Raw genomic sequence first — 24,675 nt, 5'->3', positions numbered from 1 at the left:
TTAAAGCATGTTTTTATCTTATATTTTTTTGTTACCCATGTTTTTTTGGTTAATAAGCTTTTGATTTTAAAAATGATAATAACCATTAAGCACGCTTCATGAAAATAGAGAGAAAATCAACGCAATATTTAAAACGTGATTTGACCTAACCTTCTTTTTGCTTCGTGTCTTCGTGGTTAATCAGCTTTTTGTTTTAAAAAAGAGTATTAACCACGAAGCGCTGCGCTTCACGAAGAACACTAAGGTAAAAGATAAAAATTTAAAGTCTGTTTTGACCTAATCTTCTTTTCACTTCGTGCCTTCGTTGTTAAATGGCTTTTGCTTTTAAAGGTTAATTATTTTTTTCTTCTTTTAGCCATTGCGCTACTTGCTTCGCAAAGTAGGTCAAAATACCATTTGCTCCAGCGCGTTTAAAGCATAATAAAGATTCTAAAACACATTCTCTTTCTTTTAACCAACCGTTATCAATGGCTGCTTTATGCATCGCATATTCTCCACTTACTTGATAGGCAAATGTTGGTACTTTTAACTCAGTTTTAACGCGGCGTACAATATCTAAATATGGCATACCTGGTTTAACCATCACCATATCTGCCCCTTCTTGAATATCTAAGGCAACTTCATGGATTGCTTCGTCGCTGTTCGCAGGATCCATTTGATAAGTAAATTTGTTCGCGCCTTTTAAGTTACCAGCACTGCCTACTGCATCTCGAAAAGGGCCATAATAAGTAGATGCATATTTTGCGCTGTAGGCCATGATTTGGGTGTTAATAAAGCCTGCATTTTCAAGCGCTTCACGGATTGCGCCGATTCGGCCATCCATCATATCTGATGGCGCAACAATGTCAGCACCCGCTTGGGCGTGCGAAAGGGCTTGTTTTACTAAAATTTCAGTGGTGATGTCATTTAATACATAACCTTCACTATCGATAATGCCATCTTGCCCATGTGTGGTGAAAGGGTCTAAAGCAACGTCGGTGATCACTCCTAGCTCTGGGCAAGCTTCTTTAATACGCATTACTGCACGTTGCGCGAGTCCATTCTCGTTATAGGCCTCTTCAGCCATCTCTGTTTTAATTTCACTCGGAGTGACCGGAAATAGCGCAACAGCAGGGATACCTAATGCGGCTAGTTCTTTGACTTCAATTTCTAATAAGTCAATTGATAAGCGTTCTATACCTGGCATTGAAGGAATTGTTTCACGGCGATTTGTGCCTTCAACTACAAACATTGGGTAAATTAAATCGTCTACAGTAAGACGGTTTTCTTGTACTAAACGGCGTGAAAAATCGTGTTTACGTAATCTGCGTAAACGACGAGCAGGAAAGCTTTGAGAAACGGTCATAATAATTCCTGTAGCCTTTTTTAAGCGATCTATTTTAAGGACTTAATAATGCGTAAAAATAGAGGCTTAATAAAAAGCGAAAAGTTAAGTTAAATTAAAAAAAGAGCGGGTTGTTTTTTCTGTGTTGTCGAGAAAATATTGTAACTCTTGCTGACGAGCATGCGCAATGACCTCAGCAATATAGGGTAAGTATTTTGGCTCATTTCGGCTAGATTTTGGCTTAGGGCGCATTGAACGAGGCAATAAATAGGGGCTATCTGTTTCAATCATTAACCGATTATCTGGTATCAGTTTCACTAACTCAAGCAAGTGTTGGCCTCTGCGCTCATCACATATCCAACCGGTTATACCAATATGTAAATCAAGTGCTAAACAACGTTCTAGCTCTTTTTGATCACCAGTAAAACAGTGTAATACTGTATTAGGTAATTGATTAATATAAGGCTTTAGTAATGCTAAAAAACGCTGGTTTGCATCTCGCTCATGCATGAATACAGGTAACTGACATTCAACGGCTAGCTCTAGTTGCTGCACAAATGCTTTTTCTTGCTCTGCTGGTGTTGAAAAGTTGCGGTTAAAGTCTAATCCACATTCTCCAATAGCTTTCACCTGAGGCTGCGCAGCTAACTTTTTCAGCTGTGTTAAGCTTTGTTCAGTAAAGTGGCTAGCATCATGCGGATGGATCCCTGCTGTACTATAAATAAAGTCAGGGTATGCCTTTGCTAAGGTAAGTGCTTGCTCACTTTCTGTGATATTGGTGCCGGTTACAATAAGTTGCTTCACACCTACTTGCTTGGCGTTGCTAATTACCGACTCTAGATCTTTGTCAAAGCGCTTATTAGTTAGATTAATGCCGATATCAATCATAACGGTTAATCACTCTGTTTTGATTGTTTGTGGATTGTGTTTTCTACCTCTTCATCGTCTTCTGGCTTTTTCACATAAAAACGAGCAAACAATAACCCTAGTTCAAATAAAATCAACATGGGTACGGCTAAGAGAGTTTGAGAGATAACATCAGGCGGTGTTAATAACATGCCAAAGACAAACGCGGCGACCACAATGTAAGGGCGTTTTGCTCTTAATGCTTCGGGTGTAGTTGCACCTGTCCAACATAAAACTAAAGTAGCAACGGGTATTTCAAAGGCTAAGCCAAAGGCAAAAAAGAGTTTTAATACAAAGTCCAAATAGCTACTTATATCGGTGGCAATTGTCACACCTTCTGGAGCGGTGCTAGTAAAGAAGGAGAAGGCCAAAGGAAATACTACATAATACGCAAACATCATGCCTAGATAAAACAAAAGCGCGCTACTGATCACCAAGGGCGCAATAAGTCGGCGCTCATGCTTGTATAAGCCGGGTGCAATAAAAGCCCATACTTGGTGCAAAATAGCCGGTATTGCGACAAAAATAGATAATACGATAGTTAGTTTAATTGGTGTGAAAAAGGGCGTAGCAACCCCTGTTGCAATCATGCTTGAGCCAATAGGTAATTGGCTAGTCAGTGGGATGGCAATATAGTGATAAATATCGTTAGCAAAATAAACTAAGCTAAAAAATATCACCAACACCACGATCACCACTTTAAGAATGCGATCTCTTAACTCTAAAAGATGAGTAATTAAAGGCAAGCTATGTTGCGTTTGATCTGACGATTGCTCGCTCATGAGTTATTTATCCTGCTGAGAAACGTGGCTTGAAGATGCATGGTCTGATTGCTCTGCTTCAGTTACTGGCACTTTAATAGCTGAGCTCTTATCGAAACCATTATCGAACCTATTATTACCTGATGGGGTGTGTTGTGATTGTAGGTTTTCTTCCGTGGTTTTATCTTGTGCGGATGTATTCGCTTGCTCTATAGCCGGATTTTTAGCATCGGTGCTGTCTTTTTTAGTCGTGGCTTGTGCATTAATTAAGTCATCTACATTATTTTTATAGGGATGGGTTAATTCGCTAACACTATTTTTCATTTCATCAATGGAAGCTTTTAAATCAGGATCTAGTTTATCCAGCCCTTGTTTGCTTGCTTTGATCATATTTTCATTCATTTCATGTAATTCAAGCTCTTGTGAAATCTCATTTTTCACTGAATTAGCCATACTTTTGGCCGTATTTACCCATTTCATTACCGTACGAATGGCAATAGGTAAACGTTGTGGGCCTAATACTACTAATCCAATTATAGAGATCAACATGATCTCCCAAAAGCCAATATCAAACATTAATTAAAGTACCTTTTACTGAGCAATTTAGCGGCTGTAATAAACTTCTACAGACTTACTTGCATGACTGAACCATTGTTTAATGAGTTATTGTTTAATGACTCATTTGGATTAATAGCCGAACACATTACTTGTGGCCAAACATATCATCTATCATTAAATATCTAATCTATCGTCAAACATATTTTCTATCACTAAAAAGTATGAGCGACGATATTTAGCATACATAATCAACTATTAGATAATAAGCCCATTAAACGGTGACAGAAAAATATTGAAAGTTAACTTATTAACCTATTAATTTATCAACCTATTAACCTATTAACCTATCAACCGATTAATCTTTTAGTCACTTTTTTCTGTTTCAGTTTTTTTCTGCTCAGATTTTAAATTTGTGTCTGGTTTTTTTTCTAACTCAGTCGGTGTTGTATCTTCGTCTTTAATCGCTTTTTTAAAACCTTTGATTGCACCACCAAGATCACCGCCAATACCGCGTAATTTTTTTGTGCCGAATAAAACAATAACAATCACAGCAATAATAATTAACTGCCAAATTCCGATACCGCCCATAATCTATTTCCTATATGTAATGATGTTGTTAAAAATAAAGTGATTAAAAAATCGTTAAAAATAATATAAATTAATCAATAGCTTTTTATCTGCTATTAAAAATATTAAGATTTGTTGCTAAAACGCCACGCAATTACCCATGATATTACTGCGGGTAAGGCAAAATACAAGTTAAACCTACCCTCTGATTGTAAATAGAAAAGTGCAGTGATGATACTCAACGTGATCGCCAGTGATGTTACCACTTGGTTTTTGTTATTTTTTTGTTGCTGATCATTAAAGCGTTGCATTAATAATTGCTGTTGTTGTTGGATTTGTTTGCTTTGCGCTAAATTGTGATAAACCAACTCTGGAATGTCAGGCAATTTTTCTAACCAGAACGGCGCTTTTAATTTGATTTTATTGAGCAGTGTTTTAGGACTTACCTGTTCACGCATCCAGTTTTCTAAGAAGGGTTTTGCTGTATCCCATAAATCTAGTTGTGGATATAACTGACGGCCTAATCCTTCGATATAAAGTAAGGTTTTTTGCAATAACACTAATTGCGGCTGGACTTGCATGTTAAAGCGTCGAGCAGTATTAAAAAGATTGATCAATACTTGAGCAAATGAAATTTCTGAAAGTGGTTTTTCAAAAATAGGTTCGCAGACGGCGCGAATAGCAAATTCAAACTCTTCTACTGGTGTGTCTGCTGGTACCCAACCAGAATCAATATGCAGTAGTGCAACTTGTCTGTAATCACGATTAAAGAAGGCTAAAAAATTCTCTGCTAAATAGCGTTTATCTTCATTGGTTAATGTCCCAACAATGCCGCAATCTATGCCTATCCATAATGGGTCTTCTGGATGTTCGTAGGAAACAAATACATTACCTGGGTGCATATCCGCATGAAAAAAACTATCTCTAAATACTTGGGTAAAGAAAGCTTCAACCCCGCGCTCTGCGAGTAATTTAAGGTCAGTATTTTGTGCTTTTAATGCATCAATATCTGAAACGGGAATACCATAGATTCGTTCCATTACTAATGCGTCTTTTGTACAGTAGTCGGAATATATTTCAGGTACATACAATACTTTAGAGTTTAGAAAGTTTCGTCTTAATTGGATTGCATTGGCGCCTTCACGCATTAAATCCAATTCATCAATAATAGTTTTTTCGTATTCTTTGATCACTTCAACAGGGCGCAGGCGTCTTGCATCTTTAACAAAACGCTGAACTAATGCTGCTAGCCATTTCATTAATTGAATATCAGCGGCAATAGTTTTTTTAATGCCAGGGCGTGTCACTTTAATAACTACTTCTCTGCCATCTTCTTTTAAAATAGCCGTATGAACTTGGGCAATGGAAGCTGATGCTAATGCGACTTTATCAAAATCATCAAAAATCTCATCGATTGGACATTGAAATGATTTTTCTATTTGTTTGATTGCTAAATCACCACAAAAAGCTGGAACATTGTCTTGTAAATGCGCCAGTTGATCGGCATAAATTGGCGCTAACAAATCACGACGGGTTGACAGCATTTGTCCTAATTTTATGTAGATAGGTCCGAGTGATTGTAAACTTAAACGCAGGCGTTCAGGTAAATCCATGTCTTGATGTTGGTTTTGTAACCAAAATAAACACAGACGTAATAACCAGTAACTTTTAGGGATTTGCGCTTTGGGAACTAATTCAATTAAACCGTACTCAATAAAGGTCTTATTGATTTGGTACAAACGCGATAATTCTTTTATTTTAATCATCTATCTTCCAGCTAACTTGTTAGCATATGGTTAATTTACTTTATTTATTTGTGTACTGGTTTAACTTCAACAATAGTTTATCTGCTTGCTTATCTAGCGTTTTTACTTGCTCACAAAAATAAGCAACTTCTAAGCCACTAGGCGCAAGTTTAACCTCTTCGGTAATATAGAGCGCCGTTTGTTTTTCTACATTCATTAACTGCTGGTGAACACTTTGCTGGATTTTTTTGGCGTGGTAACAAAACTTATGAGCAATCACATCGCCGACTTTATGCGATAAGTGCTCTTCCCAATCTATCTCCATATCCGTTAATAGTTGTGCAAACTGTTGCACTAATTGAATATCACCTTCAACTTCTAATTGTCCGGTTTTAATCAGGTGAGTTAATTGATGATTATCTTGTAATTTAGGTAACGCACTAACACTGACGCGAATAAAGCAATCAGGATCGCCGGAGAACTTGTTGAGTATATCAACCTGTTGCGATGAAATAACAAAATACAAAGGGAAATTAAGCTCTTTTAAACTAACCCCAATAATAGTGCCATTAAGTTGTTTCCGTTTTATGACAGCGCTGCTATCTAATTGATGTAGTTGATTTACACCTGTTTCTAATAAACCGCAAAGCAAGTTATTTAATGGCATATTGAGTCTCGTTGTAATGGGTTTTATCTGTTATTGGTTTTTTTGAATAACACGCTTAATATTTATAACCACGGTGTAAAGCCACAATACCTGCGCTTAAATTAAAGTATTCAGTTCCTTCAAACCCAACATTTTCCATCATCTCTTTTAGCGCCTCTTGACCTGGGTGCATACGAATACTTTCCGCAAGATATTGGTAACTTTCGCTATCATTAGCAATCAATTTACCTAATTTTGGCAGTATATTAAAAGAATAGAAGTCATAGAATTTTTTAACCGGCGTGTAAATAGGCTTTGAAAACTCTAACACTAATAAACGCCCACCTGGTTTTAAAACTCGGTAGATAGACGCCAGTGCTTTATCTTTATCCGTTACATTACGTAATCCAAAAGCAATGGTAATTAAATCAAAGTGATTATCAGGGAAGGGCAGTTCTTCTGCATTCGCTTGCACATAACTCACATTGCCTTCAATACCCATGTCGCGTAACTTTGTACGGCCAACTTTTAACATAGAATCATTAATGTCAGCTAAAACCACATTACCTTTAGGGCCTACAATACGAGAAAATTTTGCTGTTAAATCGCCAGTTCCACCTGCAAGGTCTAATACTTTTTGACCTTGGCGTACACCTGAACAATCAATAGTAAAACGCTTCCAAATTCGATGGATACCCATTGATAAGACATCGTTCATAATGTCATATTTAGCAGCAACAGAGTGGAAAACGTCTGCAACTAGTTCCACTTTTTTATCTTCTTCAACGGTTTTAAAACCAAAATGAGTCGTATTGTCTGGCTTTTCTTGCATGGTTATCTCTTTACCTTAAGGATAAAATTATTGGGTATTATGCTCAAACTACCTGAAGATATTAAGTTCAGCAAGGCACACATTAATACAGTTTTAATTAAAGCAGTTTGATCTCTGTATTTAAAATCAATGCTTTCAAAATTATAATGCCTGTACTTTCATATTGCCGTTTTATAAAAAGCTAAATCTACATCTTCTGTCATTCAAGTATAAATATGACACTATGATAACAATTTTCCTTTGTAATTGGATCTTTATTGTTTGCTCTTTTATTGATTTAAGTAGCTTATTTTCTTTTGTTTTTAATGTTACGCTTTATCACAGAAATACTGTGAATTTGGCGATATTATCAAATTAAAAGAATAACTGATTACTATGGCTATGTGCCATCTTTACTGCTTTTACATGCTAGTTATAAATATTACATGACTCTGTGCCGCTTTGATTGACTGGCGAGCACACATGAGTAGATACGATTTAATATCATAAACTTGGGAACTCCATATGTTGAAAAATATCCAACCTACACAAACCGCTGCTTGGTCAACCTTACAAAACTTATTTGATGACCATGCTGATATGCAAATATCTCAATTATTTGCTGAAAACCCAGAACGTTTTGAAACATTCTCTCGTCAATTTAATGAAGATTTTTTACTCGATTTCTCTAAAAATTTAATAACTGAAGAAATACTAGCGAGTTTGATTGATCTCGCTAAAGAAGTTGATTTAGCGTCGGCTATCAAAGCGCAGTTTTCTGGTGAAAAGATAAATATTACAGAAGGACGTGCAGTGTTACATACGGCATTACGTAACCGTAGTAATACGCCGGTGATGGTTGATGGTGAAGATGTGATGCCTAAAATCAACCAAGTGTTAGCTCAGATGAAAACATTCTGTGAAAAAGTGCATTCTGGTGAGTGGCTGGGTTATACCGGTAAACGTATTACAGATGTGGTCAATATCGGAATCGGTGGTTCTGACTTAGGTCCATTCATGGTTACTGAAGCATTACGTCCTTATAAAGTAGAAGGTATTGAAACTCATTTTGTATCTAATGTTGATGGTACCCATATTGTTGAAACGTTAACAAAAGTAGATCCAGAAACGACGTTGTTTTTAATCGCCTCTAAAACATTTACTACACAGGAAACTATGACCAATGCACATAGTGCGCGTGATTGGTTCTTAAACTTTGCGCAAGATGAAGCATTTGTTGCTAAGCACTTTGCTGCGTTATCAACGAATGCGGATGCCGTAACTGAGTTTGGTATTGATACTGCAAATATGTTTGAATTCTGGGATTGGGTTGGCGGTCGTTACTCGATTTGGTCAGCGATTGGTTTATCGATTGCATTAACCATTGGCTTTGAAAATTACGAAGAGTTACTGGCTGGTGCTCACGATATGGATAAGCATTTTGCCACTACAGAATTTGAAAATAATATTCCTGTGTTATTAGCGGTAATTGGGATTTGGTATAACAACTTCTATGGCGCTGAGTCAGAAGCTATTCTTCCTTATGACCAATATATGCATCGTTTCCCTGCTTATTTCCAACAGGGAAATATGGAGTCTAACGGTAAATGTACAGATCGTAATGGTGACCCGGTTGATTACCAAACAGGTCCAATTATTTGGGGTGAACCTGGTACTAATGGCCAACATGCTTTCTATCAATTGATTCACCAAGGAACCAAATTAATTCCTTGTGACTTTATTGCTCCTGCTGTAAGCCATAATCCGGCTGGTGATCACCATGCTAAATTATTATCTAACTTCTTTGCTCAAACTGAAGCATTAGCTTTTGGTAAAAGCAAAATGCAAGTGGAGTCTGAGTTTACTGCTGCGGGTAAATCTGCTGAAGAAGTGGCTGATTTAGTCCCTTATAAAGTGTTTGAAGGTAATAAACCAACTAACTCTATTTTAGTTAAAAAGATTACCCCTAAAACATTAGGCCAATTAATTGCAATGTATGAGCAAAAGATTTTCACTCAAGGGGTTATCTGGAATATCTTCACATTTGATCAATGGGGGGTTGAGTTAGGTAAGCAACTAGCAGGACAAATTTTACCTGAGTTGAGTAATGACGATAGTGTGAATAGCCACGACTGTTCAACCAACGGTTTAATTAATGCCTGGAAAGCTTGGAAATAAGAAAGCTTGAAAATAAACGTGAATAGCTAATTTTTATTGTTAATTTTGAGCTGCTATGGGCGTCTTAATGTAATCGAGTTATTGGTTATATTTAGGCGCTTTTTTGTTTTTGTATGAGAACTATTTTACTCCGCATTGATAAATCACTACTATAGCTGCAATTATAGCTGCAATGTCTGAGCTAGTTGAATAGTCACTCTAAAAAATAAAAAGCAAAAATAAAAAATGACCTACATTTAGGAGTTAATATGAAATATCTTGTAACGGGTGCCGCTGGCTTCATTGGTAGTGTAGTAGTGGAACGTTTAACAGCAGCGGGGCATCAAGTCATTGGTATTGATAATATTAATGATTATTACGATATCGCATTAAAAGAAGCGAGATTGCAACGTATTGAGCATGAACAGTTTGAGTTTATTAAATTAGACCTCGCTGACCGTGACGGCATTAAAGCTTTATTTGCACAGCAGCAATTTGACCGAGTCATACATCTAGGTGCACAAGCAGGCGTTCGCTATTCTATTGAAAATCCACTTGCTTACGCTGATAGTAATCTAGTAGGTCATGTTAATATTCTTGAAGGTTGTCGTCAGAATAAAGTTGGGCATTTAATTTATGCTTCTTCAAGTTCTGTTTATGGTCTTAATGCTAAAGTTCCTTTCTCCACTAACGATTCGGTTGACCATCCCATTTCTCTTTATGCGGCCACTAAAAAATCTAATGAGTTAATGGCGCATACATACTCTCATCTTTACGATATTCCTACGACAGGGTTACGTTTCTTTACTGTTTATGGTCCTTGGGGGCGTCCTGATATGGCACCGTTCATCTTCACTAAAAAAATTCTAGAAGGTGAAACAATCGATATCAATAACAATGGCGATATGTGGCGTGATTTTACCTATATTGATGACATTGTAGAAGGTGTTATTCGTATTGCAGACGTTGAACCTGTTAAAAACCCAGATTGGACCGTGGAGGCCGGAAGCCCTGCAACCAGCTCTGCACCTTATGCTGTTTACAATATTGGCCACGGTTCTCCGATTAGTTTGATGGACTTTGTGCAAGCGATTGAAAGTGAATTAGGTATTGAAGCGAAGAAAAACTTTCGAGAAATGCAAGCTGGTGATGTCTATCAAACCTATGCAGATACCAGTGACTTATTTAAGGCTATCGGTTACACGCCAGCGGTTACTGTTAAAGAAGGTGTTGCTGAATTTGTTAAATGGTATAAAGAATTTTACCAAAAGTAACTTTACAATCCTCCCATAAGCTTGGCTAAAATAGTGAAATGTTAGGGCTAATTGTATTAGCCCTTTTTTATTGCTTAAGCATAAATGCTAAATTGACATCAGTGCTAAATTGATATAGGTGTAGAAGAGCAGTTTGACTGCGTTAAATTAGCGAGTCGGTTGATTTATTAAACTGTTCTATCACTTGGCCTGTACTTATATCTTGCATAATATGATCACCCTTAGCGCGCGCACTCCAAGGTAGGTCTTGCAAAGGTTTTTTATGTTGTTCTTGTACATGTTTTTCATAAACACTAACAACACTATCTTTACTTAGGTAAGGGCCTGTTCGTTTAGGATTACTATGACCGTATAAACCTATCACTCGTGTTCCTTGTGTTGTTGCTATATGGGCAGGACCAGAGTCTGGGGCTAATACCAGTGAAGCTTCTTTTAATACGGCGGTTAATTGTTTTAACGATGTTTTACCAATTAGATTAATGACCGGCTGGTGCATTTTTCTCTCTATGGCTTCACCGAGTTTTTGTTCTCTAGGGGTCGGTGAACCGCATAACACCACTGCAAAACCTGTTTTAGCTGCATAGTCCGCGACCATAGCATAGCGAGGAATCAACCAGTTGCGCTCGTCTTTGCTGGCAGCGGGGCTGATCACAAACAAAGGTCGGTTTAAATGACTCACTTGATTTGCAAATTCAATATCTGCATCACTAAGTGGAATATTCCAAGTCGGTGTTGTTTTATCAATACCTAGAAAGTAGGCAAACTCAAAAAAGCTATCTAACACATGTTGTGAGGCCGTATCTGGGATCTTTTTATTGGTAAATAACCATTGCCCTTCTTTAGCGCGTTTACGGTTAAATCCTACTTTGTATTTAGCTTTAATACCCAGTGTTAGTGCACTCGCTCGCAGTGCTAATTGCATATGCAATAAGGCATCAAATTTTCTGCCAGACAGTTGCTTCCAAATTGCCTTCATTCCCGAGAAGCCAGTTTTTTTATCGAAAACGATCACCTCTACATCGGGTAAGTCATGCAACAATTGCGCTTCAATTTTACCCATGATCCACGTTATCTTAGTGGTCGGCCATTGTTTTTGAATGGCTTGCACCATCGCGACTGCATGGCATACATCGCCAATAGCGGAGAGGCGTAGTAGACAGATAGATTTTGGTGCAGTTGTAAATAGAGGCATGTTAATATCTTATCTTTGAAATAAATGGATTAGAGTCATGTTGAAAACGCTTGAGCAAAATAAACACTATATAATATTCGATGATAGCTTAATTAGCGATGATATTGAACGTTGTTTTGATGCTCAATTTTGGCTTGAACAAGATAAAGTAGTCGGCTCTGCGACGGGGCGAGGTACAACATGGTTTGTTCAATTGGCAAAAATGCAAGCTGCGCTGCGTCATTATCGACGAGGTGGCTTATTTGGCAAGATAATATCAGACCATTATTTATTTAATGGCTGGCCAAAAACACGCTCAGTGGCTGAATTTCATTTGTTACAAACCTTAAAGCAACATGATGTGAATGTGCCTAAACCCATTGCGGCGCGCGTGATTAAAAGAAATTTTTGTTATCAGGCGGATCTGCTGTCAGAAAAAATACCAAATGCACAGGATTTAGTGGCGGTGTTACAGCAACGGCCATTAACTGAAACGGAATATAGCGCGATTGCGATACAAATAAAAAAAATGCATCAAGCTCAGGTAAATCATACGGACTTAAACATTCATAATATTCTTTTAGATAATGATGGGAAAGCTTGGATCATTGATTTTGATAAATGTTATCAGCAACAGGGGGAAGCTTGGAAAGAAGCAAACCTTCAACGCTTATTAAGATCTTTTAATAAAGAGCTTAATAAACGCCAGATAAAATGGACTCAGAATGATTGGCAGTGCTTATTTAACGCTTATCAACATGCTTAGTTTATTTAGTTTGCACCGCGTCTTTCGTTTTAACTTTGTCGATAGTTTGAATCTTATCGGTTTACATCTTATTTGTTTGCATCTTATCAATAGTTTTCTGCAATGCTCCTTGATTCTGCTGTACAAAACTAAACGCTATCTCGCCTTGTTCAAGGCGCATTTTTTTATTATCAAATAATTGCATTAAAGAATGTGTTATTTCACTACTATCATTGCAGACCGCACAAGCGCCAAGCTCGACTAACTGCTCGGTTATTTGCTTAAAGTTAAAATAACTTGGACCAGTTAAAATTGGCTTTTTAAGTGCTGCGGGCTCTAACAAGTTATGTCCACCCACTTTATCTCCAATTAAACTACCGGCGATAAAACAAACATCAGCGGCTCCTAATAAAACCATCATTTCGCCCATTGAGTCACCTAAATAGACCTGAGTATTCTCAGTAATTGCTTGTTGACTACTGCGAGTGGTCACTGATAAACCAGTTTGCTCTGCCAATATTTGCACCGATAAAAAGCGCTCCGGATGACGAGGGACTAGGATTAATAATGCGTTAGGTTTCTTCGATAATAGCTGTTGGTGAGCTTTTATAAGTTGTTCGTCTTCACCTTTATGCGTGCTGGCGGCAATCCATATAGGTCTGTCTTGTCCTAGCGAATGACGCAATAATGAAGCTTGTGTTAGCTGCTCGTCATTCACCTTAATATCAAACTTAATTGAACCTGTAACACTGACTTGTTCTGTTTTTAATCCCAAGTTCACAAAACGCTGTGCATCTTGTTTTGTCTGCGCCAAAATATAATTAATATTTTTAAGCAATAAACTGAAAACAAAGGGGAATTTTTTATAACGAGCTTCAGATCGTGCTGAAAGACGCGCATTAATAATAGTGACGGGGATATTATTTACTTGGCAGCAGTGTAAGGTATTTGGCCACAGTTCTGTTTCCATAATAAACAGCGCTTGCGGTTGAATAGCGCTAATAAATCCATTAACTGCAAATGAAAAGTCGACAGGCATATAACGGTGTTCAACTAAATCTCCAAGTTTTTCTGCTTCTGCCGCACCTGTGCTGGTGGTGGTAGTAATGATAATTGATACTGTAGGATTTTGTTTTTTGAATGTTTTTATTAAAGGTGTAACGGCTAATACCTCTCCAACAGAAACCGCATGGATCCAGAACGGCGCATTTATCGTATCCTGTAACTTAGGTGTAAACCCGAAGTGCTCCTTCCAACGTACACCAAACTTAGGCTTGTTAGGCTTTGATTTATAGAGTGAATAAAGGAAAAATGGGGAAACGATCATAAGCACAATACTATAAAACCATCGAAGAATCATTGTTACCCCTAACTGTTCAAGTAAAAATATATATCATATATAAATTCCACGATATAATCATTGATACTTAACGATTTGTTTTATTAATACGGAATATGCTGCGTATGCTTCCTCAAAAATATCTAATGTACATTTCTCAAAATTATTCCTACGCAATGCTACGTCCTATACAGTCTGTAATCCTCGCTAGAGGGGGGAGTGTTAAATGGTTTTTAGAAGGCAAGGAAGTTTCTGATAAGTATTTATTAAGCGATGAAATTCAATTGAATACGGTTGAAAAAGTGAATCAGTGGGGAGCTGATTTTGTTTTAGTCCCTGGTAATGTTGTGCCTAGTTTCATTAAAGGGATCAAGGTGGGTTTATTTCATGGCTTTAACTCTGGCAAACGAGGTAACGATGCTCATTTTAAAATTCGTCAGTGTTTTGATATGTACTGTACCCAAGGGCCAAATACGACACAACGATTTTTAAAATTATCAGAGCAATACCAAACCTTTACCGTTAAAGAAACCGGCTGGGCAATGCTCGATCCTTTATTTACAGCTGTTGAAGTAAATCCTTATCGCATTCAAGGGGATAACCGCCCAACAATTTTACTTTGTTCTACTTTTTCGGCAGAAACTTCTTATGCTGATGAGTTATTTCCTACTATTAAACAATTAAGCCAGTCACCTGAATATCGTTGGTTAGTACAGTTCCATCCTAAAATGCCAGCTGATATTGTAGAAAAATACAAAGCAATACAGAACGAAAATTTGCAATTTGTTGAAACAGATGATGTTATTCCTCTATTGCAAGCTGCTGATGTGATGATATGTGATACTTCGTCGATTATGACTATGTTCTTATTACAAAAAAAGCCGGTAATTGCCTATAAAAACAAAACAACAAACGACAGTTTTATTCATATAAATAATGTGAATGATCTTGATAAAACCATCGAGCAGGCCTTAAATAGCTCAGAAAAACTTTTAAATAAAATTGATCTGTATTGTTCGCAAACACATCCTTATAGTGATGGTGAGTCCAGTAGAAGAGTCGTAGAGGCTTGTGAACAGTTGAAAAAAGAAGGGGTTGAAAATATAAAACCTAAACCGTTAAATCTTATTCGACAGTTAAAACTACGCAAAAAATTAAAATATTGGAAAATATGATGAGTGTAAAAAAACATAGTTTATCAGTGATTGTTATTACTAAAAATGAAGCCGATAGGATCTCTCGTTGCCTAGAGTCAGTTAAAAATGTTGCAGATGAAATCATTGTCTTAGATAGTGGTTCAATCGATGATACTGTGGCTATTTGTAAACAATATACTGAGCATGTATTCGTGACTGATTGGCCTGGTTTTGGTAAACAAAAACAAAGAGCGCTAGATAAGGCAACCTGCGATTGGGTGTTATCAATTGATGCCGATGAAGCGTTGGATGAAAAAATGCAAGCTGAATTATCTAAGTTACTCGCACAGCCAATCATTCAACATGATGCCTATAAACTTCCTTGGGGTGTGACTATTCATGGTAAAACCTTAAAATATGGCCGAAGTGCTCGTGCTGTTTTACGTTTATTTAAAAGAGAAGGTGCTGAATTTTCTTTGGATGAGGTACATGAAAAAGTGATTCCAATAGGTACCAATTTTGGGAAAATGAAAGGTATTTTATTGCATTACACACATCGTGACTTTAAACATGGATTAGATAAATCAGCCAATTATGCTTGGTTAGGCTCACAAAAATATTTTCGTAAAGGTAAAAAATCACATGGTTTATTGTTAGCATTATTAAGATCTATGTGGGTATTTTTTCATATTTATGTATTAAGGCTAGGTATGTTAGATGGCAGCATCGGGTTTTTAGTCGCAATGCGTTATGCACATGGTAATTTTAATAAATATGCAGGTCTGTGGTTACTTGAGAACGATCGAAGTTGATAGACATTTAATTACTTTTAGGCATGATTTACGAAGTATATAAATTAAGATACTTAATACATATTTGAAATGGATTACATTATTAATGAAAAAACTAATTGTTGATTTAGATGGCACTATTACTAAAGCAGATACAAATGATTATATTAATGTTTCACCTAATTTAGAGGTTATTAAACAGCTTCGTCATTATAAAGAATTAGGTTATAGCATAACTATTCATACCGCTCGAAACATGCGTACTTATAAAGGTAATGTAGGAAAGATTAATATATTTACCTTACCTATTATTACTGCTTGGTTAGAAAAACACCAAGTTCCATTCGATGAAATATTAGTTGGTAAGCCTTGGTGTGGGCATGATGGGTTTTATATCGATGATCGTGCTATTCGCCCATCAGAGTTTTCTGCTTTAAGCATCAATGAAATAGAAGAGCTATTGGCTAAGGAAAAGTAATGTTCTTGATTATGTCGGGTGATTATATCACTCAAGAACTACGTTCAGAATTTGGTAAAATTCCTCCATCATTTTTGCCACTAGGTAATAGGCGTCTATTTCAGCATCAAGTAAAATCAGCGCCTGAAGATAAAAAAATATTTCTGAGTATACCCGAAGGTTTTACCCCTGATCATCATGATTTAACTTGGCTTGCTCTACACAATGTAACGATTCTAAAAATTCCTGAAGGCTTATCACTAGGCGAGTCTTTAGTATCTGCATTAAATTTAGCTGAATATGATAATCAGGTCTCATTAAGTATTCTTTTTGGTGATACGTTATTACCTAACTTGCCAGGTAATGAAAATATTATTTCTATTTCTCAAGTCGATAGTAGTTACCATTGGGCTGTTGTTAATAATGATAATAGTATTTGGCTAAACACTAGTGAGGGGGGGGAAGAGTTAGACAAGCATAATGTAGTGTGTGGTTACTTTAATTTCAATCAACCTAAACAACTTGTTAGGGCTCTAGTTATGGCACATTGGGATTTTATTGAGAGCCTTAATTATTATCATAAAAAGTGTAATTTAAGCGTACTCGAGGTCGATAATTGGTTAGATTTTGGGCACCTAAATACTTACTATAGATCTAAAGCAAAATTTACTACTCAACGTGCTTTTAATAACCTTGAGATTACTCCTCGTTGGATTAGAAAATCTAGTCATAAAATTGAAAAAATCTCTGCAGAAGCTAACTGGTTTGAAAATGTACCTGCTCAATTAAGAATATTTTTGCCCCAATACCTTGGTTCAATTATCACTAAAGAAAGTGCTTCTTATCAATTAGAGTACCTTCATTATACTGCGCTCAATGAACTGTATGTTTTTTCTGTTCTTCCTGAAATTGTATGGAAAAAAATACTTAGTAATTGCTTGTTTTTTATAGAGGAATGCCATAAATATAAAGCACCTAATCAATCTGAAGGTGTTGATTTAAAGGACATGTTTCAAGATAAAACTAGAGTTAGACTTAATGAGTATTGTCAGGAAATTGGCTGTACTATGGAGACTAAATGGTTGTACAATCAAAATCTAAACGCTTCATTTTCTGATTTATTACAATGTAGTGAACAATTTTTACCCCCCTCAAGTCACCATAATAGCGTAGTTCATGGTGACTTTTGCTTTAGTAATATATTGTATGATTTTAGAACCAATAATATAAAAACAATTGATCCTCGAGGGATCGATTTAAATGAAAATTTTACTATTTTTGGTGATGGTCTTTATGATGTAGCTAAACTTAGCCATTCAATATTAGGGTTATATGATTGGATCATAGCAGAATATTATGAAGTTGATATTAAGCAGAATAGTATTCAATTTACACTCGACGTACCAAATTCAATTAAAGGTATCCAATCCTTATTTTTAACATTAGTGAATGATAAGTTTAATCTAACTAGTAATGCTTTATACGCAATGCAAATACAGCTATTTTTATCGATGTTACCTCTACATAGTGACGATAAAAAAAGGCAACAAGCATTAATGGCCAATGCATTTAGGTTATACAAAATAATTAAAGAGGTTAAATAATGATCGTTATCCCAATGGCTGGATTAAGTTCTCGTTTCTTTAAAGCTGGATACACAAAACCAAAATATATGCTTGAAGCTCATGGCAAGTCTCTTTTTGCACATGCTGTAAATAGTTTTTCTGAGTATTTTCAAACAGAAAGTTTTTTATTTATTGTTCGTGATATTTTAGGGACGGTTGAGTTCATTAAAAATGAGATCGCTGTTTTAGGAATAAAAGAAGCACATATTTTTATTTTGGATAAAGAGACAAAAGGGCAAGCAGAAACTGTCTACCTTGGTTTGCAATCAATAGCTAATAGTGAAGAAGCAATCACTATTTTTAATATTGATACCTTTAGACCTGCATTTAATTACCCTAAGAATATCGAACGTTGGGATGGTTATTTAGAGGTATTTGAAGGGGAAGGTGATAATTGGTCATTTGCAAAGCCAGAGTCTAGCAACAGCACTAAAGTCATTGAAACAGCAGAAAAACGAGCTATTTCAAACTTGTGTAGTACAGGTTTATATTATTTCAAAAGTATCGCTATTTTTAACCAAGCTTATAATAATTATATTGCAAAACCAGAAAGCGAATGGGAAAAAGGAGAACTATATATTGCACCTTTATATAATTACCTTATTGATCAAAAAAATGAAGTTCATTATCACCGAATCAAGCGTGATGAAGTTATTTTTTGCGGTGTTCCAGATGAATATTTATTGTTTTTGAAAAAGGATTGAGTGTGGATCTAGTATTCCAAAAAATCAGTGTTGTTGTACAAGGACCAGTACAGTCTTCTAAAGCTCGAAAGCAACAAGAAGGCATAACTGAAAAGTGCTTGTTAAGTATTCGCCAACATTTACCGGGTGCCACTATTATCCTTTCGACGTGGAAAGGGCAGGATATTAGTCATTTAGAGTATGATAAATTAGTACTAAGTGACGACCCAGGACAAAATGAAGATGCTTATTGCCCTCCTAATTACCATCGCCAAGTCCTTTCTACAAAAGCTGGTCTGGCAGTTGTGACAACGCCTTATGCGATGAAATTAAGAAGCGATAACTTCTTAATTGGAAATGAGTTTGTCAAAATCCAAAAAGCGTTCCCCAAAAACTCGAATAAATATAAACTTCTTACTGAGAAAGTCGTCATCAATAGTAATTTATTTCGTCGGACTTCCCACGGCCATAAAGTGGTTTTCAATGCGAGTGATTTTTTCTATTATGGTTTAACTACTGATTTAAAGTTGATCTGGGAACAACCTCTTTTTGAAGAGCAGCCTTTTGCCCAAGAGTTATTAAAGAAAAGTATATTACGTGAAAAAGGAAGTCAATCTTTAGAAGCAGAGCAGGTCTATTGTCAAATATGGTTGAGGAGATTAACTAAAGATGCTCCGTTATTGAAACATCGTTATGATTCTACTATACAGGATGTGAAATTTTGGGATGAATTTTTAGCGAATAATATTATTATTGCTGATCCAGAGGTCTTAGGGCTAGGTCTTAGGCATAGTTCAATAAGAAAATTAAAAAGAGCAAATGAGTATAGCCATATAGATTGGTTGAAGCTCTATCAGAAATATTGTAACAAAAAACAAAAAATCCCTTTTTCAAAAGCACAGCTAGGGCTATTGATAAGAAGATTTTTTAAACTACCCATTAGTAAACTTTATACTCATCTTAAATTGATTTTTAAATAAATATAATGGGGTGAAATTTAATCTAGTTCTGGACGAGCCAATAATATCAATATCTTTAGATAATTTACATCAATTGAAGTCAAAGATGTTGTTGGCTACTTACAGTCAGTCAATTTTTTAAAATACACATGAATAAAAAATGAATCGTTTACTTTGCTGGAATAGCTAGAGTTACTTAAAAGTAACTCTATAACATTAAGATACGTTATACTTTTTTCGTTTTAACTGACGGATCTTTGCTTCAAAATAAACGGGAAAGATGTATTTTAGACGATTAATAAACAACTTACATCTAAGTATGTATGTAGGTTCTATATTAAAAGTTGGGTCACAATATTTTTTGTAAAGATCTTGCCACTCATGAAAGTGGATATGAGCGCACTTTCCTCTCTCTCTAGATATTCTGACTTTTCCATTAGAAAATTTCTCGCCTAAATTAAGTCCGATTTCTTCAGGTGACGATATAATTACATTATTTGCATAACAGATATCTGATTGTTTAGTTTTCTCTTTATTGTTGTCTAATAGGTGCTCAAGTGTAATGGAAGGTTCAAATTTTTGTAATGATCGTAACCAGAACAATTGAGTACAATCAGTTATATAATTAGGGTGTGATGGGCTTAAATCGTGTTCAGACTTCTTTTTATAATCTTTGACTAAAGGCAAATCCCATAACGTGAGTAAATCACCAGTCAAACCGAAATAAAAAAAATCGCTTAGATGAAAAGCTACTTTTTGCCCTTTAGCGTACTTTCTAGTAAATGCGTTCGCTGTAACAACTCTTTCTTTAAGGTATCTATATTTATTACTTCGAGCAGGGAACTGCGTTTGTAATGATATAAAGTTATTAGATGTTAGATAATTATCACTTCTTAATTTGATCGCATACTTGGTTGTTACTCGTTTAAGACCTTCTAAAGTTGAAACAATTTGTCTATTATTATTATAATATTTAGGTGAGCCATCTTTATTGTATTTACGAATATTCTGACCTGGATCCTCACATAAAACTAATTCATCATAATCTAGACCATCTAAATTTTGATTGTGCCATGTAGATAAAATTATTTTTGCACCAGGTAAGTAGGTACGGACTGAATTAAGGCACTTGTTAGTAATACCTTGTTCTTGTCCTCTATTTCCTAAACTTTGCACCGGCCCTTGAACTACGACACTAATGTCAGTATAGGTTTTATTTTTCATAATGACTTCTTTTTCTGTGGATATTTATTATCAATGTCATGTGAAATTATCCAATAATGTATGTGAGTATATTTCAATTAATTGTTTTAATTAATATTGTTAAGCTAATAATTTATTAAAGAATGCTAGGTGTTCTTTAATCGTATTTTGTGCATGGAACTCGTTGTCCAGACGTTGTTGTGCGGCAATACTCATTGATTGAATTAGTTCTTTATTATTAATTAGCTTATTCATTGCATCTGCAAACTCTTGAACATTTCCGGCTTCCGCTATGAAGCCAGTTTTACCATCCACAACAAGTTCAGGTGAGCCTCCTGTTGTTGTTACGACGGATGGAGTTGCATTTGCCATTGCTTCAATAATGGTTCTAGGTAAACCCTCGCCACTAATTGATGGTTGAACCTGAAAATCTGCCATTGTCATTAATGACGGAATATCTGTTCTATGCCCAATATAGTGAATACGTTCACTCATTGGACTTGCTTTGATCTCATCAAAATACGGCTCAAATCCACTACCAGCTAAAATCAAATGAAAATCTGGGTTTGTAATCGAATGGGTCGCTTGTAATAAAAGAGAAATACCTTTGCTGGGCCTTACATGTGCGGCACAAACAGCAATAATATGCTCATCTGTTAAACCAAATTCACTACGTGGAGTAGGTGCAACTTGATACCACTCTAGCTTGTGACCTTTATAAATGGTTACTACATTATCTTTGTTTTTCCAAACTCGTTGAACAACATCTCTTTCTACTGCCTTTGAAACACATACAATCCCATCAACGCGAGGGTGTAACTGAGTTAAGTAAGCCGATGGGTCATGACGATACAAGCCGCCTGTTGTGCCCCGATAGACAACTAATTTAGCTTTACTCCCAATACATGCAAATGCAGCGTTAGGGATTGTTTTAGAATTAAATGCATAACAAATATCAATGTTGTTTTCTTGTAAAGCTTTACGAATTTTTTTGATCGTAGTAATGCATATTTTTTTTGTGGGGTAACCATCAATGACATCAACTCCACAGTCCAGGAACCTCTGTTTATAAGGGCTATCTCCTTGTGTCATTACTGTTACATGGTGCCCTTGATTGACCATTTCAATAAACATTTCAGCCTCAGGTCTTACACTGTTCCAAGCATGCTTATATGAACTGCAAACGAGAATTTTCATCGTACTACCCCTTTCTTTTCAGAAACTGATGTTTGGTTGGTATGAAGAAACATCGCGTAAAATATTATTGTATACATTAAATAATGCAGCATTCCAGAATGATGATTTATGTAGTTTTGAGTCATACAATATCCCATCACAAGTGTAATATGTGCAATGCCTAGCTGTGCAATAACACTGTTTTTAACATTTCTTTTGGATATGAAAAAATATAACGGGGAACAAAAGAACAGCATTAATGTAGCTAAGCCAATAATACCTTTAATAGATAGTTCTTCAATGTAACTATTGTGTAGCCTACCAAATTCAAGAACAATAGAATTAACTAACTTCTTATCTACTAGAGTTTGATTATGTTTTTGCCTATCCTTGTAGCCAATTCCAAATAGTGGATTTTCAATAAAATTATAAACACCACTTTTCCACATTTCTATCCGTGCACCAATAGATGAGGTACTGTAATCTTTTTCGTTAAGTTTAGTTATATCCTGAACTGCATTTACGATACGTTGTTCTACAATGTCATGAGATATTAAACTACTACTTACAAGTATTATCGCTAAGGCTACTCCTACTTTTATGGATATCAACTCACGGTTAATTATTAACAGCCAAATAATCACAAAGGGTGCAATTATCCACCCGCCACGAGCACCTGATAACATACTTGCTAGTACACCAAAAAATGCACATGTTAATGCTATAATTGTCCATGCAATTTTTTTGTCTTTGAGGTGTTGAATTGCAATGATTAAAGAAAAAATGCCTAGCGACATCGCAATATCACCTGATTGAATTACCATATATCCAAAATCATCAAATGCGCGTATACCTAAAACTTGATAATGATACAGTGCAATCAATCCACTGATAAAAGAGCCTGTTAAAATCCCTATAAAAACCCACTCCTTTTTCGGAGGGAAATTCAATAGAAGAATAAAGACTGGAAGGATGAAAAACGTTCGACTAGGCATATCTAAGTTACTAAGTTTACCGCCTAATATTAATAGTGATAAAGCGGTAACCAATGCATAACAAATGAAAGAAAATCCAATTTTATAAAACTCAGAAGGTAATCTGTTTTTTAAGGTTATAGGTAAAATTAACAAAGAAATAATACATAATAAAATAGCAATATAAGAATAACTTTTGCCTGACATAAGTATGGTTAAAGAGTATAGGAAAGTTAACAAAGAAGTGAGTAAAGTTAAATTCTTAGTGTTCATTAAATGGCTCTTTATTAAAGTTGTTTATATTTTTAGGGATAAATTTCAAGTGAAATTTATCCCTAAAAATATGTGAATTAAATAGACTTACATATGTAATGTCAGAGTTATATTGAATTTTTTATCGAAATGATTGGTCGGTATATCGATTGTTCAGGTTCTATATGGAATTTGCAAAAGCACTATTTTAGGGCATGATACGCATAGTTAAACTGAGTTAAAAGAGATATCATTATTTTATCTGTAATCTAATAAAAATAAAGTATTTTGCGTTCAAATTATAAGGAAAAAGTATGCCCACATTCAAGTTAATAGAAATAGCTGAAACAAAGCAACGATTACAAAATGAAGAAGCTATTCTTGTGGATACTCGCGATCTTCAATCTTATACAGCGGATCATGTCGAAGGTGCATTCAATTTAAACAATGATACGTTGAAAGCGTTTTTCGATAAAGTTGAGTTTGATACGCCAGTTTTTGTGGTTTGTTATCACGGAAATAGCAGTAAGGGTGTAGCTCAATATTTAGCTGAACAAGGTTATGAAGATACTTATAGTGTGGAAGGTGGTATGGCTATGTGGCGTCAACTATTCCCACTAAACTAGTCACATAGTTTAATTGTATAAGTTGATGGCATAGGCTGGTGGTGTAGATAAAAATAGATTATTCGTATCCCTGAATGATCAGTAAAATAAAAAAGATAAAATAAAGGTTATATATGAGTGTAGTAGATACAGATAGTATTGATGCAATTGGTATGGAGAAAGAAGCGAGACGAGTCTTTTTAAGTATTATCGATTCATTAGTGTGGGACCATGACGATGTTCATCTGTTCACGTTACAAGAAAAAATTAATACATATCTATATTTCATTGAATCAGGTGAGTTAGTTAACGCTTTTCCAGATGCCGAAGGATTTGATATAGCTATTGAATTAATCCTCAAGCATATGCCTACAGATCAAGCGATTACCTTTTTTGATAAAACCACTCAAATTCTTTTAGACAAAGGTATTATCTTTGTTTTTGGTCCGAATAAAAATGCAGGCTACGCGGAACAACATAGTTAAGCTTGCTCTATCCCAGATAAGGTGCATTAGTTTATCCTTATCTGGAATTCATTCCCTTCAGGTTCTCCTCCTTAGATTGATCTTTATTTTGTTTAAATATGTGATCAAATTTTAACTTTACCATTGCCCCTGCTCTGGGTATTTGGGATAATCCGCACCTCATATGTCCGCACTTTTCATTAATTCAAAATGTAATCAGGAGAAACAGATGCCTTCTCGTCAAGAGTTAGCTAACGCAATACGCGCCCTTAGTATGGATGCTGTCCAAAAAGCCAATTCAGGTCACCCAGGCGCACCAATGGGTATGGCTGATATTGCGCAGGTC

General features: G+C 35.7%; 25 protein-coding genes. 12 read left to right on the top strand and 13 right to left on the bottom strand.

The window, feature by feature from the left end:
* Nucleotides 1-331: 331 nt before the first annotated feature.
* The 8 genes from hemB to ubiE form a co-directional block, all read right to left on the bottom strand.
* Nucleotides 332-1,345 (bottom strand): porphobilinogen synthase, encoded by a 1,014-nt coding sequence (gene hemB, locus MT391_RS18200; protein WP_205963076.1) that lies wholly within the window; start codon nucleotides 1,343-1,345, stop codon nucleotides 332-334.
* Nucleotides 1,346-1,429: 84 nt separating this feature from the next.
* Nucleotides 1,430-2,212, bottom strand: a complete 783-nt coding sequence (locus MT391_RS18195) for a TatD family hydrolase (protein ID WP_499499393.1) — start codon at nucleotides 2,210-2,212, stop codon at nucleotides 1,430-1,432.
* Nucleotides 2,213-2,217: 5 nt separating this feature from the next.
* Nucleotides 2,218-3,012, bottom strand: coding sequence for a twin-arginine translocase subunit TatC (gene tatC, locus MT391_RS18190; RefSeq protein WP_166372287.1), 795 nt, complete (start codon nucleotides 3,010-3,012; stop codon nucleotides 2,218-2,220).
* 3 nt (nucleotides 3,013-3,015) lie between these two features.
* On the bottom strand, nucleotides 3,016-3,567 hold the full coding sequence (tatB, locus tag MT391_RS18185; RefSeq protein ID WP_499499391.1) for a Sec-independent protein translocase protein TatB: 552 nt from the start codon (nucleotides 3,565-3,567) through the stop codon (nucleotides 3,016-3,018).
* 345 nt (nucleotides 3,568-3,912) lie between these two features.
* The gene (tatA, locus tag MT391_RS18180) at nucleotides 3,913-4,137 is read right to left on the bottom strand and encodes a twin-arginine translocase TatA/TatE family subunit (RefSeq protein ID WP_499499389.1); all 225 of its coding nucleotides are present in this window, start codon (nucleotides 4,135-4,137) and stop codon (nucleotides 3,913-3,915) included.
* A gap of 104 nt (nucleotides 4,138-4,241) precedes the next feature.
* Nucleotides 4,242-5,879 (bottom strand): ubiquinone biosynthesis regulatory protein kinase UbiB, encoded by a 1,638-nt coding sequence (gene ubiB / locus MT391_RS18175; protein WP_499499411.1) that lies wholly within the window; start codon nucleotides 5,877-5,879, stop codon nucleotides 4,242-4,244.
* A gap of 43 nt (nucleotides 5,880-5,922) precedes the next feature.
* Nucleotides 5,923-6,528, bottom strand: a complete 606-nt coding sequence (locus MT391_RS18170) for a ubiquinone biosynthesis accessory factor UbiJ (protein ID WP_499499388.1) — start codon at nucleotides 6,526-6,528, stop codon at nucleotides 5,923-5,925.
* Between the two features lie 55 nt (nucleotides 6,529-6,583).
* Entirely contained in the window at nucleotides 6,584-7,339 is a 756-nt protein-coding gene (gene ubiE / locus MT391_RS18165) for a bifunctional demethylmenaquinone methyltransferase/2-methoxy-6-polyprenyl-1,4-benzoquinol methylase UbiE (RefSeq protein ID WP_166372291.1), read from the bottom strand.
* Nucleotides 7,340-7,843: 504 nt separating this feature from the next.
* Here ubiE and pgi point away from each other — a divergent pair.
* Together pgi and MT391_RS18155 are read left to right on the top strand one after the other, a co-directional pair.
* Nucleotides 7,844-9,496, top strand: a complete 1,653-nt coding sequence (gene pgi / locus MT391_RS18160; RefSeq protein WP_499499386.1) for a glucose-6-phosphate isomerase — start codon at nucleotides 7,844-7,846, stop codon at nucleotides 9,494-9,496.
* 248 nt (nucleotides 9,497-9,744) lie between these two features.
* On the top strand, nucleotides 9,745-10,749 hold the full coding sequence (locus MT391_RS18155; RefSeq protein ID WP_499499384.1) for an NAD-dependent epimerase: 1,005 nt from the start codon (nucleotides 9,745-9,747) through the stop codon (nucleotides 10,747-10,749).
* Between the two features lie 142 nt (nucleotides 10,750-10,891).
* On the opposite strand, the gene MT391_RS18150 is transcribed toward MT391_RS18155, so the two are convergent.
* Complete coding sequence (locus MT391_RS18150) at nucleotides 10,892-11,941, bottom strand: glycosyltransferase family 9 protein (RefSeq protein ID WP_166372294.1); 1,050 nt, start codon at nucleotides 11,939-11,941, stop codon at nucleotides 10,892-10,894.
* A gap of 37 nt (nucleotides 11,942-11,978) precedes the next feature.
* Here MT391_RS18150 and MT391_RS18145 point away from each other — a divergent pair, with 37 nt between their 5' ends.
* The gene (locus MT391_RS18145; RefSeq protein ID WP_499499382.1) at nucleotides 11,979-12,686 is read left to right on the top strand and encodes a 3-deoxy-D-manno-octulosonic acid kinase; all 708 of its coding nucleotides are present in this window, start codon (nucleotides 11,979-11,981) and stop codon (nucleotides 12,684-12,686) included.
* A 61-nt stretch (nucleotides 12,687-12,747) separates the two neighbouring features.
* Here MT391_RS18145 and waaA read toward each other — a convergent pair whose 3' ends face one another.
* Entirely contained in the window at nucleotides 12,748-14,025 is a 1,278-nt protein-coding gene (gene waaA / locus MT391_RS18140; RefSeq protein WP_499499380.1) for a lipid IV(A) 3-deoxy-D-manno-octulosonic acid transferase, read from the bottom strand.
* A 104-nt stretch (nucleotides 14,026-14,129) separates the two neighbouring features.
* Between waaA and MT391_RS18135 the strand changes: the two genes are divergently transcribed.
* The 6 genes from MT391_RS18135 to MT391_RS18110 all read left to right on the top strand — a co-directional run bounded on the left by MT391_RS18135 (nucleotide 14,130) and on the right by MT391_RS18110 (nucleotide 19,676).
* A complete protein-coding gene (locus MT391_RS18135; protein ID WP_499499379.1) occupies nucleotides 14,130-15,179 on the top strand; it encodes a CDP-glycerol glycerophosphotransferase family protein in 1,050 nt (349 codons plus the stop codon).
* Nucleotides 15,179-15,952 carry a glycosyltransferase family 2 protein gene (locus MT391_RS18130; protein WP_499499409.1) on the top strand — a complete coding sequence of 258 codons (774 nt, stop codon included), beginning with the start codon at nucleotides 15,179-15,181 and terminating at the stop codon, nucleotides 15,950-15,952. The genes MT391_RS18135 and MT391_RS18130 overlap by 1 nt, the downstream gene beginning before the upstream one ends.
* 85 nt (nucleotides 15,953-16,037) lie before the next feature.
* On the top strand, nucleotides 16,038-16,409 hold the full coding sequence (locus tag MT391_RS18125; protein WP_499499377.1) for an HAD family hydrolase: 372 nt from the start codon (nucleotides 16,038-16,040) through the stop codon (nucleotides 16,407-16,409).
* Nucleotides 16,409-17,992 (top strand): capsular biosynthesis protein, encoded by a 1,584-nt coding sequence (locus tag MT391_RS18120; protein WP_499499375.1) that lies wholly within the window; start codon nucleotides 16,409-16,411, stop codon nucleotides 17,990-17,992. Before MT391_RS18125 ends, MT391_RS18120 begins: the two co-directional genes overlap by 1 nt.
* Nucleotides 17,992-18,717 carry a glycosyltransferase family 2 protein gene (locus tag MT391_RS18115; protein WP_499499374.1) on the top strand — a complete coding sequence of 242 codons (726 nt, stop codon included), beginning with the start codon at nucleotides 17,992-17,994 and terminating at the stop codon, nucleotides 18,715-18,717. The genes MT391_RS18120 and MT391_RS18115 overlap by 1 nt, the downstream gene beginning before the upstream one ends.
* A 2-nt stretch (nucleotides 18,718-18,719) precedes the next feature.
* Complete coding sequence (locus tag MT391_RS18110; protein WP_499499372.1) at nucleotides 18,720-19,676, top strand: WavE lipopolysaccharide synthesis family protein; 957 nt, start codon at nucleotides 18,720-18,722, stop codon at nucleotides 19,674-19,676.
* A gap of 195 nt (nucleotides 19,677-19,871) precedes the next feature.
* On the opposite strand, the gene MT391_RS18105 is transcribed toward MT391_RS18110, so the two are convergent.
* The 3 genes from MT391_RS18105 to MT391_RS18095 form a co-directional block, all read right to left on the bottom strand.
* Complete coding sequence (locus MT391_RS18105; protein ID WP_499499370.1) at nucleotides 19,872-20,879, bottom strand: WavE lipopolysaccharide synthesis family protein; 1,008 nt, start codon at nucleotides 20,877-20,879, stop codon at nucleotides 19,872-19,874.
* 99 nt (nucleotides 20,880-20,978) lie between these two features.
* Nucleotides 20,979-22,055 (bottom strand): glycosyltransferase family 4 protein, encoded by a 1,077-nt coding sequence (locus MT391_RS18100; protein WP_499499369.1) that lies wholly within the window; start codon nucleotides 22,053-22,055, stop codon nucleotides 20,979-20,981.
* Nucleotides 22,052-23,281, bottom strand: coding sequence for an O-antigen ligase family protein (locus MT391_RS18095; protein ID WP_499499368.1), 1,230 nt, complete (start codon nucleotides 23,279-23,281; stop codon nucleotides 22,052-22,054). The genes MT391_RS18100 and MT391_RS18095 overlap by 4 nt, the downstream gene beginning before the upstream one ends.
* A 293-nt stretch (nucleotides 23,282-23,574) precedes the next feature.
* On the opposite strand from MT391_RS18095, the gene glpE reads away from it, so the two are divergent.
* From glpE to MT391_RS18080, 3 genes are all read left to right on the top strand, one after another.
* Nucleotides 23,575-23,886, top strand: coding sequence for a thiosulfate sulfurtransferase GlpE (gene glpE, locus MT391_RS18090; RefSeq protein WP_299667087.1), 312 nt, complete (start codon nucleotides 23,575-23,577; stop codon nucleotides 23,884-23,886).
* Nucleotides 23,887-23,999: 113 nt separating this feature from the next.
* A complete protein-coding gene (locus MT391_RS18085; protein ID WP_299667085.1) occupies nucleotides 24,000-24,350 on the top strand; it encodes a DUF6572 domain-containing protein in 351 nt (116 codons plus the stop codon).
* A 208-nt stretch (nucleotides 24,351-24,558) separates the two neighbouring features.
* Nucleotides 24,559-24,675 (top strand): thiamine pyrophosphate-binding protein (locus MT391_RS18080; RefSeq protein WP_499499408.1); only part of this gene is annotated, 117 nt, incomplete at its 3' end.

Origin of the sequence: Vibrio sp. 1-Bac 57 (assembly GCF_037546855.1) — a bacterium.
GTDB lineage: Bacteria > Pseudomonadota > Gammaproteobacteria > Enterobacterales > Psychromonadaceae > Psychromonas.
The sequence above is the reverse complement of the archived record's forward strand: the minus strand, read 5'-3'. Positions and strand labels throughout refer to the sequence as shown.